The organism is Leucobacter alluvii (genome assembly GCF_039530485.1).
GTDB lineage: Bacteria > Actinomycetota > Actinomycetes > Actinomycetales > Microbacteriaceae > Leucobacter > Leucobacter alluvii.
Window position 1 is genome coordinate 51,796 of sequence record NZ_BAAAOP010000005.1, and the last position, 15,179, is coordinate 66,974.

Genomic DNA, 15,179 nt, shown 5'->3' on the forward strand with positions numbered 1-15,179 from the left:
CGACGTCGTCACGCCCGCACGCAGTCAAACGGAGATCATCTCATGCAGCACACCCGTACCCAGAAATTCACGCGCGCGGCCGTCGGCATTGGCGCAGGAGCGCTTCTCGCGATCGCGGCGCCCCTCGCGGCCTCCGCCCACGTCACGGTCACCCCCGATCAGGTCGAAGCGGGAGGATGGTCGTACCTCACCTTCCGGGCTCCGACCGAATCGGATACGGCGAGCACCACGAAGCTCGAATTCCACCTGCCGAAAGACACGCCGTTCACGCACGTCTCGTATCAGCCCGTCGCAGGATGGGCGGCCGAGGTCACGGAAGAGACGCTGCCAGAGCCCGTCGATGTGCTCGGAAACGAGGTGAGCGAGGCGCCGACCGAGGTCGTGTACACGGCGGAAGGCGCAGGGATCGCGCCCGGGCAGGTGCAGATGTTCACGCTCTCGGTCGGCCCCGTCGCCGACACGGGGAGCATCGCGATCCCCGTCACCCAGACGTACAGCGATGGCACAGTGGTTGAATGGGCCGCGACTCCGGAGCAGATCGAGGAAGACGATACCCTCGACCCAGCGCCCGTGCTCCGGGTCAACGATGCGCCTCCGGCCGACGATCATCATGCCGGCTCGGGCGACCAGGACGCTGCCGCCGGTGCCGCCGCGGAAGCCCCGGAAGTCTCAGCTGACGCGGGCGGGGTCACCCTCGGACTGAGCATCGCTGCGCTCGTGATCGCCGCCGGTGGCGTGCTGCTCGGGGCGGTCGCGCTCTCACGGACGCGGAAGGCATCGGCGTGACCCTCACGCGCAAGGCTCTGGCAGGAACGGCGGGCGCCCTGCTGGCGCTCGCCGCCCTCCCGCTGGTCTCGACTGCGGCGAACGCGCATGATCAGCTGGTGAGCGCCGACCCGGTCGACGGGGCATCGGTCGATGCGCTCGAGGAGATCGCGCTGCAGTTCAACAATGCGCCGCTCGGACTCGAGAACAGCAACCTGGTGCGGGTCATCGGCCCGGATGGGCGCTATTACGAGACCGGTTGCCCCACGCTCGCCGGTCCCGTCGTATCGGCGCCGGTCGAGCTCGGCGCCCCGGGCGAGTACGAGGTGCAGTGGCGGGTGGTGTCGTCCGACGGCCACCCGATCGCCGAGAACTCCTCGTTCACGTATGCGCCCGGGGGCGGTGTCGCTGAGGGGGCGGGATCGGTGACCCCGCTCTGCGGCGGAGCCGTTGCCGCGAGCCCCGGTGTCGAGCCCGGCCCCGATGGAGCGGGCGCCGGGGATGCCGCCGAGGAGTCCCGGTCAGACGAGACCCGCAGCCCGGTGAGCGGACTCTGGATCGGAGTCGGAGTCGGCGGATTCGCCGTGATCGCCGTAGCCGCTGCGGCCTTCATCATTCTGCGACGACCGCGGTCGGAACCCTGACGCTACCCCGGTGACTCCTCCGCGGTGGCCCACTCGGGAAAGGGGTCCGGAAGTCGAAGCCAGGCTTCCGGCCCCGCCGAGAATTCGACATCCGTCAGGGCGACCGCGTCGAGCGCCGCGGTGATCCCAGCGATGTCGAGGTCGAGTCCGATGAACGCCAGGTCTTGGCCGATCGCGAGGAGTTCGGCGGCAGGACTGATCCCGCCGGCTCCGATCGGTTCGAACGAGATCACTCGGCCGACGTGGTCCCAGCTCGCGATGGTTCGGGGTCGACTGGCCAGGCGGCAGAATCCGGCAGAGCGCACGACGAAGCCGAATTCGCCGGGCTCGATGCGATGGTCGAGCAGCGCCTGCAGGCGGCCGGCGTGCAGCGGCCGTTCGTGCGTGTATCGGAATGCCGTGACCCGCGCGTCCGTCATGTACGGGTCGAGTTCATCGTTCAGCACCGCGATCCAGCCGGCCCGATCTTGCGATCGTGAGAGCGCGGTGGGCGGGGCGATCGGGTCGGAACCGTCTTGCTGCAGTCGCAGGCGAGCCCGGGGGGCGAGGTGGTGGACGAGTGCCATGAGGGCGGCCAGCTGCGCTGTCGCCTGCGACTCCCAGTTCACGAGCACGATCTGCGACGCGTGCTCCATCTGAGTGATGAGCAGTTCCGCCCGCGCGACGAAGAGCGCGTCGCCCCGTTGCGGCAGGTAGTCGTCGCGCATCACGTCGGTGAGGAGGTGGGCTGCGTCGACGACGCAGATGAGATGCGTCAGACGGATTCGTTCGGAGTCCTCGGAGAACGCGCGCATCACGTCGGTCGCGCGCACGTCGGCCGGCAGTTCGATCACCACGGCTCCCGACGACCCGAACCAAGGTGCGACGGTGACGGCCTCGAGCGCGGGATCCGCGCTCGCGGAGAGCCGCGCCGCGGTGAGCAGGGGTGCGCCGATCTGCGTCGCGCGTCGTTGCGCGAAGGCGCGGCGCTCCGGTGCGCACGCGCCGACGACGGCCGTGATTTCGATGGTCTCCATGGGTTCCTCTCGTGACGGCGCCGAGCGCCCACGATCAACTATAGTGATAATTCTTATCATTAACATTCGAGGAGCATCCGATGAAGGTTCGAGCTTCACTCAAGTCATTGCAGCGGCAACCCGGAGCTCAGGTCGTACGCCGACGCGGCCGCGTGTACGTCATCAACACCCTCAATCCGCGCTACGAGGTGCGCCAGGGCTGACTGCCTGGGCGGCGACGCCTCCGCGGTTCAATCGCACCAATCGCTGAGGCCGCCGATCGCGGAGCGCACCGTTTCGCCGGAGTCGATGCGCACGTAGTTCGTGGTCGTGTGGGTGAAGCCGAGCGCCACTGGCGTACCGTCCGAGGTGCCGCCCGCCGAGACCGTCTCGATCGCCGCGAACTCTGCGTTGGGGGAGAGGCATACGCGCCCGATCCGGGTCGACTGGGCAGCGGGGGTGAAGATCGTGCGCGCCTTCCCGTCCTCCTGCACCTCCACGCTGCCGCCGACGGCGAGCGAGCCGTCGCCGAGCGGAGAGCCCGCCGAGCGGTGGTCGACATTCTCCGAGGTCGCGTGAGTCTCGGCCCCCGACGGGGCGAGTCGAGCGAGCGTCGAGTCGGAGCTGACGGCGAGCACAGCGGAGGGGTCCGAGCCCTCGGATGCCTCCGGGGGCTCGATAGGGGTGGGCGAGAGGGGCGCATCGAGCGTGCCCGTCACCGCTCCCGAGAGGTCGACGAGTGCCGCGCCGGAGTCGCGTGCGACGGCGAGCGTCGTGGTGCCGGGGATGAAGTCGAGCAGATCTGCCGCGAGCCCGAGATCGAAGACGCGGGGTTCGGGTACCGCTTCCCAGCCGAACAGTCGTCCATCCGGGCTCTGGAACACGAGCGACGTCGTGCCGGGGATGAACCGCCAGTCGCGGACGGGTATCGCTGCTCCATCGACGTCGGTCACGGTCGAGACGATGACGGTGGCCGGGTCGATCACGAGCAGGGTGCGGTCGTATTCGGTGCTGTCGTCGCCGACGCCCGAGGCGACGACTCCGATCACTCCGCTGTTCGATTCGCTGCGGAGCTGACCGAGGTGCCCCGCAGACATGATGCGGAACGGATCGGGGTCCGTGAAGCTCCCCGTCTCGGCACCACCGCCGGTCTCCGAATGGATCGAGAGAGCGGCCCGCCCGGTCTCGTCGCGGGAGACCACGGCGAGACCTGCTGCGGTGTGTGCATACTCCTGTATCCGCGGCGCGGTGAGGACGGCGCGCGTCGCGCCCGGGTTCTGCAGGCGGTGCTCGAGCAGCCGATCGCCTGCATCCGATCGGTTCACCGTGTACGTCGCAGGATCAGGGGTGCGCACCGGTGCCGTGATCACGCCGTCGCTGCCGGTCGCCGCGCCCCGTACCCGGGCTTCGATGCGGTACTCCGTTCCCGTGTCGAGCATCTCGAGAAATCGGATCGTGAGCGAACTGCCATCCGAGGTGACGTCGACAGGGGTCGCCGGGGTGACGGAGACCGCATCTGGGGCGACGGCGTCGATCGGCTGGCTCAGATGCAGTTGCACGCGCTGGTCCGTTCGGGAGACGAGCAGCGCCGTGTTCGCATCGAGTGCTTTGAGGCGCGGAGGCTGCACCAGATTCGCTCCGGCGAGACCGGCGGCGAGCAGGCCGAGGATCGCGAAGACGGTGATCCTCGATATCCGCATGCGCCGGTCCGCCCGGCGCTCAGTAGACATACGGATCTTCCGGTTCATCGATCGGCGTCACGCTGAACGGGCGCAGGACGACGGGTTGGTCGCTCGCCACATCCGGGTTCGCGACGAAGACGCCCTCGACCTGCACCCAGGTTCCCTCGCGGTGATCCCGCTCCCAGCCGGGCATGAGCACGGGTACGCCGAGCGGCTGCGCGTCGACGGCGCAGCACGACACCACGAAGCGCGCTGCGAAGAACACGTCGCCCGGCTCGTCGGCGCCGGGAAGCACGAATCCGATGAAGTTCGCCGTGCGTCCCTGGGCCTCTGCTCCACCGCCCTGGCGCAGCAGCATCGCCCAGTCTCGCGCGTCGCGATCCGCGTCCTCTCCGGTGACCGGGGAGCCGTCGGCCGGGCCGCTCCCGGAGTTGACCTGGCGTTGCTGGGCAGCTGCGACGGAGAGCGTCGTCGGGGGTGCGATGAGCAGCGCCGCTGCGGTCGACGCGATGAGCAGTGCGGCACCGATCGTCGGGAGCGCACGCTGCACGGGAGAGCGACGCGCTCGGGCTGGGGGCGCATCGGGTCCGTGGTCGTGCTCGTGGTCGTGGTGGTGCTCGTGCTCGCGCTCTTTCGTGCGCGCCGCACGAGAGGCGCGATGCAGCACGGGCACGGCTGCGCACAGTGCGATCGCCGCGATCCCGCAGATGGTGACGGTGAACCAGAAGTACCGTGGATGCACGTACCAGCCCAGGCGTCCGGTTGATGCGAGCCACATGATCGCCGCGATTCCCAGGCCGCTGAGCACGAGACCCCGCCAGTGCCGATCGAACTGCTCACGCGACAAGGTTCAGACCCCAACCGATGACCAGGCAGCAGAGTGCCACGAGGCTCGTGAGCAGTGCGAGCGCGCGGACGGTGAACGTGGTGCGCAGCAGCGCGAGCATCTTCACATCCATCATCGCTCCGAAGAGGAGGAAGGCGACGATACTGCCGGGGAGGAACGTGGCGCTGAGCGACAGGATGAAGAACGCATCGACACTCGAGCAGATCGAGATGATGAAAGCGAGCAGCACCAGGGCGAGTACCGACCAGAGCGGGTGGGCCCCGAGCGCGACCAGCAGATCGCGAGGGGCGCCGACCTGGATCGCTCCCGCCAGCGCCGATCCGATGATGAGCGCGGGCATCAGGGCACTCGTCTCCTCAGCGACGCCGACGAGGCTGCGCTGCACCCGGTCGCCGGGTCGGCGTTCGTGCGCGTGCTCGCAGTGCGTGCGAAAATCGTCGGTGAGCAGTGCTGCTTGACTCGCCGAGCGGCTGAGCAGCCATCCGGCGAGGTTCGCGATCGCGAACCCGCCGATCACGCGTGCCGCCAGAATTCCGTCGCTCCACCCGAAGGCGTGGTAGGTCGTGATGATGGTGACCGGGTTCAGGATCGGAGCAGCGAGCAAGAAGGTCGCCGCCTCCGACACCGTGAAGCCGCGCATCATGAGCCCGCGTGCGAGGGGAACATTGCCGCATTCGCAGACCGGGAGGAGTACCCCGGTGACCGAGAGCACCGCGCGTCTCAGGGCCGGTCGCCGCGGGAGCACCCGGTCGATGACCGATTGGGGCACGCACACCTGCACGACGGTGGAGAGCAGGATTCCGAGGAAGACGAACGGGAGGGACTCGATGAAGACGCTGAGCGACAGCGCGACGAAATCGGCGAGGGCGGCGGGCAGCGCGAGGGCCTCGCCCGCGTGATGCGTGGCTGCGCGCAGTGCGACGACTGCGAGCAGTGTGAGTGCTGCGAGACCGGCGAGTGCGAAGGCGCGCGAGCGGTGCCTCACCGCCTCCATACTGTCTCCGATCCGATCCGAGCCGATGCGGCCGCAGGAGACGAGGGGGAATCTCGAAGCGCCGGGCCGATAATCGTTCTCAGTATAGAAGCGGGGCTCTGCGCGGTCCTGACCGGTGCTCGCGTGTCGGGGCAGCTCCGTCCCCTGCGGGGTCATCGTCGGACACCGACCCGATCCGGTCTCACTGCGAGGACGCGGCGCGGCATGCAGCGCAGATGCCGAACACCTCGAGCGTGTGGGAGTGGATCTCGAAATCGTGGGTACGGGCCACGGAGGTGAACCATGCTTCGTCAGGCGGCTCGATCTCGATCGTCGTGCCGCAGCTCGTGCAGACCATGTGGTGATGGTGCGTCTGCGGATCCTCGCAGGCCCGATACAACTGCCCATCGGGGGTCGAGATCGCGTCGGCCTCCTGATTCTCGACCAGGGTGTTGAGCTGCCGGTACACGGTAGCGATGCCGATCTTCGAGCCCCCGTCGGCGAGCCGCCGGTGCAGCTCCTGCGCCGAGATGAACCCGGCCATGGATTCGAGCGCCGTACGCACCGCGGTGCCCTGCGCGGTACGCCGAGTGCGGATGGTGGTCACGATGCGGCTCCAGAGTTCGGTGGACGCTCCCGATGGTAGCAGCGGCGCCCTGACCGGGGTTCTCCCGCGAGCGAACGCGTGCGTCGGAGAAGAAACAGGATCGCGTGCTCGGCATTGCGCTTTCGGGAGCCGCTCGCGCCGGATAATCTGGACGAACGACCGGAAAGGAGCGCTCGAGATGGAGTACTCCGGTGAGGGGACCGCTGCAGTCGCAGGTGACGACGCGGTGCTGGCACGGCTGACGAAGGAGCGGGTCGCAGCAGTCCTCGAATCCATCGGGTGGCGGTACACCGTCGACGACGAGGGCGACATCCGCGGGGGCTGGGAGTACGGGTCCTTCTTCTTCCTCGTCGACGATGAAGCCGACGCACTGCTCTGCGTGCGAGGCTACTGGCGCGGACGCCTCGGAGCGTCGGAGTACGCCCGCGCGCTCGAGCTCTGCAACCTGTGGAATGCCGACAGGCTCTGGCCGAAGACGTTCGTCGGGCGCGACGACGACGGGTCGCTCCGGCTGAACGCCGAGCACACGGTCGATCACGATCCCGGCGTCACCGACGAGCAACTCGCACAGCACCTCCGTTGCGCAGTCGGTACGAGCATGGCGTTCTTCTCGACCCTCAACGACGCGTTTCCGGAAGCGTGGGCGCGTCACCTGGCCCAGCACTGACCGCGCCAGAGGCTATTGCTGCCGGCCGTGCGACGTCTCGGAGTGAGAGCGGCGCGATGCGGCCTCCCGGTAGGCTGGCACCCATGAAGCGGGTCGCGGTCGTCGTGCTCGGGGGCGCCAAGCCGATGGACGTCGGAATCCCCGCGCAAGTCTTCACGCACCGTGCCAGCATGCCGTTCACGGTTGATGTATGCGGCGTCAGGCCGGGGTTGATCACCGGGGGAGACGGTCTCTCCTATCACGTCGAGCACGGCTTGGAGTCGCTTGCGACCGCCGATCTGATCTTCGTGCCGGGATACCGGTTTCCCGACCGTGAGCCGCCGCCGGCGGCGCTCATCACGGCGCTCGGCGCCGCACATGATCGCGGCGCCATTCTCGCAGCGATCTCCACCGGAGCGTTCGCGCTCGCCGCCACGGGGTTGCTCGACGGTCGGCGGGCGACGACGCACTGGCACTACGCGCGGCGCCTCGCCGAGCAGTTCCCGAAGGTGCGCGTCGACGACCGGGTGCTGTTCGTCGACGAGGGCTCGGTGCTGACCTCAGCGGGGGCCGCTTCTGGAATCGATCTCTGTCTCCACCTGCTGCGCCGCGAATCCGGCATGGCGGTCGCGAATCATGCGGCTCGGCGACTCGTCGCCGCTCCCTACCGCAGCGGTGGTCAGGCGCAGTACCTCCCGCACAGCGTGCCGGAGTCGATCGGCGAGCGGTTCACGCAGACGCGGGAGTGGGCGCTCCGTCACCTCGACGAGCCGTTGACGATCGCCCGTCTCTCCCAGCACGCACGCGTGTCGGAGCGCACCTTCTCCCGACGGTTCCTCGATGAGACCGGCTATACGCCGATGCAGTGGGTGATGCGCGCCCGGGTGGATCGCGCGCGGGAGCTCCTCGAGGAGACGGAACTCGGCGTCGACGCGATCTCGGCCGCCGTCGGACTGGGCTCCGCGACGAACCTGCGCCGGCACTTCCGACAGGTGCTCGGCACGGCTCCGACCGCGTATCGGCGCACGTTCTCGCAGTCGGGATGATGCGGCTCGCGCCCGTGTTCCGCGGCTGCGAGATCCTGGCAGGATTCGTTCGAATGATGGCAATGCGGCCACTGGCGTGAGCGCCGCTCACGTACCAGTCTGGAATCAGACCACCATGCACATCATTGCGAAGGAGATCGAAGAACCCATGACCCGTCGGGTAGTCATCAACGGATTCGGACGAATCGGCCGGGGCGTCCTGCGCGCTCTGCTGCAGCAGCAGAACGACCTCGAGGTCGTCGCCATCAACGACCTCACAGACGCTCCGACCCTGGCGCATCTGCTCTCCCGCGATTCGCTCTACGGCAAGCTCGAGCAGCCGGTGTCGGTCGACGGCACGACGCTCGTGGTCGGCGACCGCCGCATCGAGATTCTGGGCGAGCGCGACCCCGCGAAACTGCCGTGGGCCGAGCTGCAGGTCGACGTCGTGCTCGAATCGACCGGTTTCTTCACGAAGGCGGCCGATGCGAGGAAGCACATCGAGGCCGGAGCGAAGCGCGTGCTCGTGAGCGCTCCCGCGAAGGGCGCCGACCTGACACTCGTCGTCGGCGTCAACGACGACCTCTACGATCCCGAGCAGCACCACATCGTCTCGAACGCATCGTGCACCACGAACGCGCTCGCACCGCTCGCGAAGGTGCTCGACGAGCTCGCCGGCATCGAGTGGGGCACGATGATGACCGTGCACGCCTACACCGCCGACCAGCGTCTGCAGGATGCGCCGCACTCCGATCTGCGCCGCGCCCGCGCCGCCGCCCTGAACATCGTGCCGACCTCGACCGGGGCCGCGACCGCGATCGGCCAGGTGCTGCCCCAGCTCGACGGCAAGCTCGTCGGAGGCTCGCTCCGCGTACCCGTTCCGGTCGGCTCGATCGTCGAGCTCACCGCGGTGGTGTCTCGGGAGGTGACGCGGGATGAAGTTCTCGCCGCATACCGCGCCGCGGCCGACGGACCACTGGCCGGGGTGCTCGAATACTCGGAGGAGCCGCTGGTCTCCTCCGATATCGTCGGGAACCCGCACAGCTCCATCTTCGATTCCGAGCTCACGTACGCCGACGGGAAGCACGTCAAGGTGACCGCCTGGTACGACAACGAGTGGGGATTCTCGAACCGCGCCGCTCAGGTGCTCGCGACGCTCGCCGACTGAGTCGAAGAGCACTCGCACTGGCCCCTCCCGTTCATTCAAGAGGGGCCAGTGCCGTGCTCACGCCGCTGTGCGAGTGCGGAGGCGCATCACGAGCGCTGCGATCGCGCGCCAGCCGATGAGGAAGACGCCGAGAGTGATGGTGGCGACGATGACGAACGGGACGGCGGTGCCCGCACCGGTGGCCGCTCGCACCAGCATGCCGATGACGACGGAGCCGACCCAGATCGGAAGGCCGGCCCTGATGATCGCCATCGGGTGCCGAGCGACTCGTGCGGCGAGCCACGAGACGCCGAGACCGATGATGAAGGGCCACGCCGTATCGAGGAGTCCGAGCACGGTCGCCGCCCGCTCGTGACTGCTCCGGCCGATTCCGGCGAAGAGCAGAACGAGCGCGAGATCGATTCCGAGCGCCAGGGCGGCTGAGCGGAGTGGCTTCGAAGCGGAGCGCTCGGTTGGCTCTCGGGCCGACGAGCTCATGACTGCGACTCCGTTCGCGAGCGCTCGAGGAGATCCAGCACCGCGCCGTGCAGGCGACCGTTCGTGGCGAGCGAGCTGCCGTTCCAGGCGCTCTCAGCGCCCTCGATGTCGGTGAATCGCCCACCGGCCTCGCGCACGATGGGCACGAGCGCAGCAAGATCGTAGGGCTTCACGTCGAACTCGGCGACGATGTCGACGAGGCCTTCGGCCAGCAGCATGTACGACCACATATCGCCGTACGCCCGGTCCCGCCAGACCGCTCGACTGAGCGCGATGAGCGGATCCAGGTACCCGGCGAGATCCCACTGCTCGATGCTCTGAAAGCTGAGGGACGCGTGCTCGAGCTCTGCGACGGCTGACACCTGCAGTCGACGGGGATCGGCATCCTGCTGCCGGCCCCAGGCTCCGTGCCCGGTCTCCGCCCACCATCGAGCGCCGAATGCGGGCGCCGAGACCACGCCGACGGAGGGCGAACCGTCGATCTCGAGTGCGATGAGGGTGGCCCAGTTGGGCACGCCGCGGAGGAAGTTGGATGTGCCGTCGATGGGGTCGATGATCCATCGCCGCTCGCCCCGATCCTCCCGCCCGGATTCCTCGCCGAGAAATCCGTCACCCGGACGTTCGGCGGAGATACGGGCGCGCAGCGCGCGCTCGACCGCCGTGTCCGCATCCGTCACGAATGTGCGATCGGGCTTCGTGTCGACCGCGAGGTCAGCGGCACGGAAGCGGGGGAGCGATATCCCGTCCGCGATGTCCGCCAGATCGAGGGCGAACGCGAGGTCGGGAGAGGGGAGCGCTCGGGTCATTGACACACCTTCCATGAGCGGGAACCACCGGGCAGATACGCGAAAAGCCCGGTATGAGATACCGGGCTTTCCATCTGTGCGCCCTCACGGGCTCGAACCGTGGACCCGCTGATTAAGAGTCAGCTGCTCTACCAACTGAGCTAAAGGCGCATATCGCTGTTCCGAGGTCTTGCCTCGCTGAGCAACGGATGAAACTCTAGCACGATCGAGAGAGGCCGTTCAAATCGACGGCGGGATCCCGCGCGCGTCGCCGCCCGATCGCGCCGGTTCGGCTCAGCGATGCTTGCGGCCCGCCTGCTCCTCCGCATCCTGCTCCTGCATGGAAACGGTGGCGATGGCGAGCGCGAGGCCCGCGAGCCAGGCGCCCCACACGAGATAGCGGCGCCAGTCCTTGCGCATGGAGCCGGTGCGGCGTGCGGTGCTCATGGCGCCGAACGCGGCGCCGATCACTCCGGGATTGGTGACGTACTTGCCGATAGACACGGTGCCTCCCTGCGGTCGGTGATGATGACGGTTTCAGCCTAGTGGGAGGGTGCGCGGAGCGGAGGGGGTTGCGGTAGCCTGGCTGAGACAGGCTTCGCGCGTGCGGGGTCACCACTGATCGATGAAGGAGAAGCCGGTATGGCGAAGCAGGAGACGGGCGCGCTGTTCGAGGAGAGCTCGCAGGGAGCCGTGAGCGCTGTGACGGCGATCGTATTCGTCATCTCGATCGTGCTGGTGCTGGGCGGGTTCGTCATCATGAGCTACGGCGTGAACCCGGAACTCGGCGCGGCCGAGCTGTGGACGTTCGCGGGCGGCCTCGCTGCGGCCAGCCTGGGCTTCGCGCTCCCGTTCTCGCTGCTGCCCATCAGCGGCAAGTAACGCGCTCCGCGGGCGGGGTCGGAGGGCGCTCCTCCGGCCCCGCTTTCGCGTTCCCGCGGAGCCCGCCCGCCAACGCGCCGGTTCGCGCATGCGTCAGCCCTTAGAATGGCGTTATGGCAGAGATTGACATGAAGCCGCGGAGCCGCGACGTCACCGATGGAATCGAGAAGGCCGCGGCCCGGGGAATGCTCCGTGCGGTGGGCATGGGTGATGCGGACTGGGACAAGCCCCAGATCGGCATTGCGAGCTCGTGGAACGAGATCACCCCCTGCAATCTGAGCCTCGATCGCCTCGCTCAGGGCGCCAAAGAGGGCGTCCACTCGGGTGGTGGGTACCCGCTGCAGTTCGGCACGATCTCGGTCTCGGACGGGATCTCGATGGGCCACGAAGGCATGCATTTCTCGCTCGTCTCACGCGAGGTCATCGCCGACTCGGTCGAGACCGTGATGATGGCGGAGCGGCTCGACGGATCCGTGCTGCTCGCGGGGTGCGATAAGTCGCTGCCCGGCATGCTGATGGCGGCGGCCCGTCTCGACCTGGCCTCGGTGTTCCTCTACGCCGGATCGATCGCTCCCGGTTGGGTGAAGCTCACCGACGGCACGGAGAAGGAAGTCACGATCATCGACGCCTTCGAAGCGGTCGGCGCTTGCAAGGCCGGCACGATGAGCGAAGAGGATCTGAAGCGCATCGAGTGCGCCATCGCTCCGGGCGAGGGCGCGTGCGGCGGTATGTACACGGCCAACACGATGGCATCGATCGCGGAGGCGCTCGGCATGAGCCTTCCCGGCTCTGCGGCTCCGCCCAGCGCGGATCGACGACGGGACTACTTCGCCCACCGGTCGGGTGAGGCGGTCGTCAACATGCTGCGCTTGGGGATCACAGCGCGAGACATTCTGACGAAGCACGCGTTCGAGAACGCCATCACGCTGCTCATGGCGTACGGGGGATCGACGAACGCGGTGCTCCACCTCCTCGCGATCGCGCGCGAAGCCGAAGTCGACCTGACGCTCGAGGACTTCGACCGCATCGGCTCGAAGGTTCCGCACCTCGCCGACATGAAGCCGTTCGGCAAGTTCGTCATGGCGGACATCGACCGTCAGGGCGGCGTGCCCGTCGTGCTGAAGGCGCTGCTGGACGCTGGGCTGCTGCACGGTGACGCGCTCACCGTCACCGGAAAGACGATGGCGGAGAACCTCGCCGAATTGAATCCGGACCCGGTCGACGGCACCGTGATTCATCACCTCGACGATCCGATCCACGCGACGGGCGGCCTGTCGATCCTCCACGGCACCTTGGCCCCGGAAGGCGCCGTCGTCAAGACGGCCGGTTTCGACGCCGAGCTCTTCGAGGGGCCGGCGCGGGTCTTCGATCGCGAGCGCGCCGCGATGGATGCCCTCACCGAGGGGCGTATCGGCAAGGGCGACATCGTCGTCATCCGATACGAGGGCCCGAAGGGCGGGCCGGGCATGCGCGAGATGCTCGCGATCACCGCCGCCATCAAGGGCGCGGGCCTCGGCAAAGATGTACTACTATTGACGGACGGACGATTCTCAGGCGGCACAACCGGCCTGTGCATCGGCCATATTGCACCAGAAGCAACGGACGGCGGTCCGGTCGCTCTGGTCCGCGACGGAGACCTGATTCGGGTCGATATCGCCGCACGAACGCTCGATCTGCTGGTAGATCCCTCAGAGCTTGAGGCCCGACGAGAAAACTGGGCCCCGCTTCCCCCGCGGTATACGCGCGGTGTGCTGGCGAAGTACGCGAAGCTCGTCAAGTCGGCGTCCCACGGCGCCGTCACCGGTTGATCCGGTAGACGAGTTCGGCACGCCGTCGGCCATACCGGCCGCGTCCCGCGATATCACCTCCGATCACGAAAGCTGGACATGAACTCGGAATCGAGTGCACTCCCATCACCCCATGCGGCTCAACGCGGCGAACGGATGACCGGCGCGCAGGCCGTCGTCCGCAGCCTGGAAGCGCTCGGCGTCTCCGACGTCTTCGGCCTTCCGGGTGGCGCGGTGCTTCCGCTGTACGACGCCCTGATGGACGCGGAGAAGCTTCGCCACATCCTGGTGCGGCACGAGCAGGGCGGCGGCCACGCGGCCGAGGGCTACGCCACGGCGAGCAACACCGTCGGCGTCTGCATCGCCACCTCGGGCCCCGGTGCGACGAACCTCGTCACGGCGATCGCCGACGCCTACATGGACTCGGTGCCGCTCCTCGCGATCACCGGGCAGGTCTACTCGCACCTCATGGGAACCGACGCGTTCCAGGAGGCTGACATCGTGGGGATCACGATGCCGATCACGAAGCACTCGTTCCTCGTGAAGCGCGCCGAAGACGTACCCGAGGCGATTGCGGCCGCCTATTACCTGGCATCCACTGGTCGCCCCGGCCCGGTGCTCGTCGACATCACGAAGGATGCGCAGGAGGGCGAGCTCGACTTCGTCTGGGGCGAGCGCGCGGACCTCCCCGGGTACCGCCCGATCACCAAGGCCAACAGCAAGCAGATTCAGGCCGCCGCCGACCTCATCGCAGACGCGAAGCGACCGGTGTTCTACGTCGGCGGCGGAGTCGTGCGCGCAGGAGCCTCAGAGGAGCTGCTGCAACTCGTCGAGCTCGTGGGCGCTCCGGTGGTCACGACGCTGACCGCTCGCGGAGCCTTCCCCGACTCGCACACGCAGCACCTCGGCATGCCCGGCATGCACGGCACGGTCCCGGCCGTGCTCGCACTGCAGGAAGCCGATCTGCTCATCACGCTCGGCGCGCGCTTCGATGACCGGGTCACCGGCAAGGCGGCGCTCTTCGCGCCAGACGCGAAGGTGATCCACGCGGATATCGATCCCGCGGAGATCGGCAAGATCCGCGCGGCGGATGTGCCGATCGTCGGTGATGCCGCCGACGTGATCGCAGATCTCATCGCCGCGATGTCGACCGCCCAGGTGAGCCGCGAGTGCGAGAACATCAGCCCGTGGTGGGAGCGTCTCCGCGGGCTGCAGCAGAAGTTCCCGTTGGGGCACCACCCGACGAGCGACGGGCTGCTGTCGCCGCAGCTGGTGATCGAGCGTATCGGAGAGCTCACCGGACCCGAGGCGGTCTACGCCGCGGGCGTCGGCCAGCACCAGATGTGGGCCGCGCAGTTCATCAAGTACGAACGACCCGGCGCATGGCTCAACTCCGGCGGCGCCGGCACGATGGGGTACGCAGTTCCGGCCGCCATGGGTGCCAAGGTGGCGGAGCCCGACCGCATCGTATGGGCGATCGACGGCGACGGCTGCTTTCAGATGACCAACCAGGAGCTCGCGACCTGCGTCGTGAACAACATTCCGATCAAGGTCGCCGTCATCAACAACTCCTCGCTGGGCATGGTGCGTCAGTGGCAGACGCTGATCTACGACGGCCGGTACTCGAACACGGAACTGAACACGGGTCACGGCTCCCAGCGCGTGCCCGACTTCGTCAAGCTCGGCGAGGCCTACGGCTGCCTGGCGATCCGCGTTGAGCGCGAGGACCAGATCGACGAGGCGATCCAGCTCGCCCTCGCGACGAACGACCGCCCCGTACTCATCGATTTCGTCGTCAGTGCGGATGCGATGGTGTGGCCGATGGTGCGTCAAGGCACCTCGAACAGCGACATCCAATACGCCCTCGAACACAGTCCCGAGTGGGAGGTGGAGTAA

17 protein-coding genes and 1 tRNA gene are annotated in these 15,179 nt (G+C 68.0%); 9 read left to right on the forward strand and 9 right to left on the reverse strand.

Translation table 11 applies throughout. The features are described 5' to 3' along the window. Positions 1 to 42: 42 nt before the first annotated feature. A complete protein-coding gene (locus ABFX18_RS04775; RefSeq protein WP_346057583.1) occupies positions 43 to 786 on the forward strand; it encodes a YcnI family copper-binding membrane protein in 744 nt (247 codons plus the stop codon). Further along, entirely contained in the window at positions 783 to 1,409 is a 627-nt protein-coding gene (locus tag ABFX18_RS04780) for a copper resistance CopC family protein (protein ID WP_346057584.1), read from the forward strand. Before ABFX18_RS04775 ends, ABFX18_RS04780 begins: the two co-directional genes overlap by 4 nt. A 2-nt stretch (positions 1,410 to 1,411) precedes the next feature. Here ABFX18_RS04780 and ABFX18_RS04785 read toward each other — a convergent pair whose 3' ends face one another. Next, positions 1,412 to 2,425 (reverse strand): GTP-binding protein, encoded by a 1,014-nt coding sequence (locus ABFX18_RS04785; protein WP_346057585.1) that lies wholly within the window; start codon positions 2,423 to 2,425, stop codon positions 1,412 to 1,414. A gap of 80 nt (positions 2,426 to 2,505) precedes the next feature. On the opposite strand from ABFX18_RS04785, the gene ykgO reads away from it, so the two are divergent. Next, positions 2,506 to 2,628, forward strand: coding sequence for a type B 50S ribosomal protein L36 (gene ykgO / locus ABFX18_RS04790; protein ID WP_346057586.1), 123 nt, complete (start codon positions 2,506 to 2,508; stop codon positions 2,626 to 2,628). 27 nt (positions 2,629 to 2,655) lie between these two features. On the opposite strand, the gene ABFX18_RS04795 is transcribed toward ykgO, so the two are convergent. The 4 genes from ABFX18_RS04795 to ABFX18_RS04810 form a co-directional block, all read right to left on the reverse strand. Continuing rightward, a complete protein-coding gene (locus ABFX18_RS04795) occupies positions 2,656 to 4,134 on the reverse strand; it encodes a hypothetical protein (protein ID WP_346057587.1) in 1,479 nt (492 codons plus the stop codon). Next, positions 4,124 to 4,933, reverse strand: a complete 810-nt coding sequence (locus ABFX18_RS04800) for a TIGR03943 family putative permease subunit (RefSeq protein ID WP_346057588.1) — start codon at positions 4,931 to 4,933, stop codon at positions 4,124 to 4,126. Before ABFX18_RS04800 ends, ABFX18_RS04795 begins: the two co-directional genes overlap by 11 nt. Beyond that, positions 4,923 to 5,927 (reverse strand): permease, encoded by a 1,005-nt coding sequence (locus tag ABFX18_RS04805; protein ID WP_346057589.1) that lies wholly within the window; start codon positions 5,925 to 5,927, stop codon positions 4,923 to 4,925. The genes ABFX18_RS04800 and ABFX18_RS04805 overlap by 11 nt, the downstream gene beginning before the upstream one ends. 181 nt (positions 5,928 to 6,108) lie before the next feature. Further along, positions 6,109 to 6,513, reverse strand: a complete 405-nt coding sequence (locus tag ABFX18_RS04810) for a transcriptional repressor (RefSeq protein ID WP_090147790.1) — start codon at positions 6,511 to 6,513, stop codon at positions 6,109 to 6,111. Between the two features lie 178 nt (positions 6,514 to 6,691). Here ABFX18_RS04810 and ABFX18_RS04815 point away from each other — a divergent pair, with 178 nt between their 5' ends. The 3 genes from ABFX18_RS04815 (at position 6,692) to gap (ending at position 9,352) form a co-directional block, all read left to right on the forward strand. Further along, a complete protein-coding gene (locus tag ABFX18_RS04815; RefSeq protein ID WP_346057590.1) occupies positions 6,692 to 7,180 on the forward strand; it encodes a type III secretion system chaperone family protein in 489 nt (162 codons plus the stop codon). Between the two features lie 83 nt (positions 7,181 to 7,263). Further along, positions 7,264 to 8,205 carry a GlxA family transcriptional regulator gene (locus ABFX18_RS04820; RefSeq protein ID WP_346057591.1) on the forward strand — a complete coding sequence of 314 codons (942 nt, stop codon included), beginning with the start codon at positions 7,264 to 7,266 and terminating at the stop codon, positions 8,203 to 8,205. Positions 8,206 to 8,353: 148 nt separating this feature from the next. Further along, entirely contained in the window at positions 8,354 to 9,352 is a 999-nt protein-coding gene (gene gap, locus ABFX18_RS04825; RefSeq protein WP_346057592.1) for a type I glyceraldehyde-3-phosphate dehydrogenase, read from the forward strand. Between the two features lie 57 nt (positions 9,353 to 9,409). Here gap and ABFX18_RS04830 read toward each other — a convergent pair whose 3' ends face one another. The 4 genes from ABFX18_RS04830 to ABFX18_RS04845 form a co-directional block, all read right to left on the reverse strand. Continuing rightward, positions 9,410 to 9,829, reverse strand: a complete 420-nt coding sequence (locus tag ABFX18_RS04830; protein ID WP_346057593.1) for a DUF3054 domain-containing protein — start codon at positions 9,827 to 9,829, stop codon at positions 9,410 to 9,412. Then, entirely contained in the window at positions 9,826 to 10,635 is an 810-nt protein-coding gene (locus ABFX18_RS04835; RefSeq protein WP_346057594.1) for an inositol monophosphatase family protein, read from the reverse strand. The genes ABFX18_RS04830 and ABFX18_RS04835 overlap by 4 nt, the downstream gene beginning before the upstream one ends. Before the next feature lie 77 nt (positions 10,636 to 10,712). Next, a tRNA-Lys gene (locus tag ABFX18_RS04840) sits at positions 10,713 to 10,785 on the reverse strand. A 123-nt stretch (positions 10,786 to 10,908) separates the two neighbouring features. Next, on the reverse strand, positions 10,909 to 11,118 hold the full coding sequence (locus ABFX18_RS04845; RefSeq protein ID WP_211647936.1) for a hypothetical protein: 210 nt from the start codon (positions 11,116 to 11,118) through the stop codon (positions 10,909 to 10,911). A 138-nt stretch (positions 11,119 to 11,256) separates the two neighbouring features. Here ABFX18_RS04845 and ABFX18_RS04850 point away from each other — a divergent pair, with 138 nt between their 5' ends. The 3 genes from ABFX18_RS04850 to ABFX18_RS04860 all read left to right on the forward strand — a co-directional run bounded on the left by ABFX18_RS04850 (position 11,257) and on the right by ABFX18_RS04860 (position 15,179). Further along, positions 11,257 to 11,496, forward strand: a complete 240-nt coding sequence (locus tag ABFX18_RS04850; protein ID WP_090147806.1) for a hypothetical protein — start codon at positions 11,257 to 11,259, stop codon at positions 11,494 to 11,496. A gap of 113 nt (positions 11,497 to 11,609) precedes the next feature. Further along, entirely contained in the window at positions 11,610 to 13,304 is a 1,695-nt protein-coding gene (gene ilvD / locus ABFX18_RS04855) for a dihydroxy-acid dehydratase (RefSeq protein WP_090147809.1), read from the forward strand. 78 nt (positions 13,305 to 13,382) lie between these two features. Beyond that, a complete protein-coding gene (locus ABFX18_RS04860) occupies positions 13,383 to 15,179 on the forward strand; it encodes an acetolactate synthase large subunit (RefSeq protein ID WP_090147812.1) in 1,797 nt (598 codons plus the stop codon).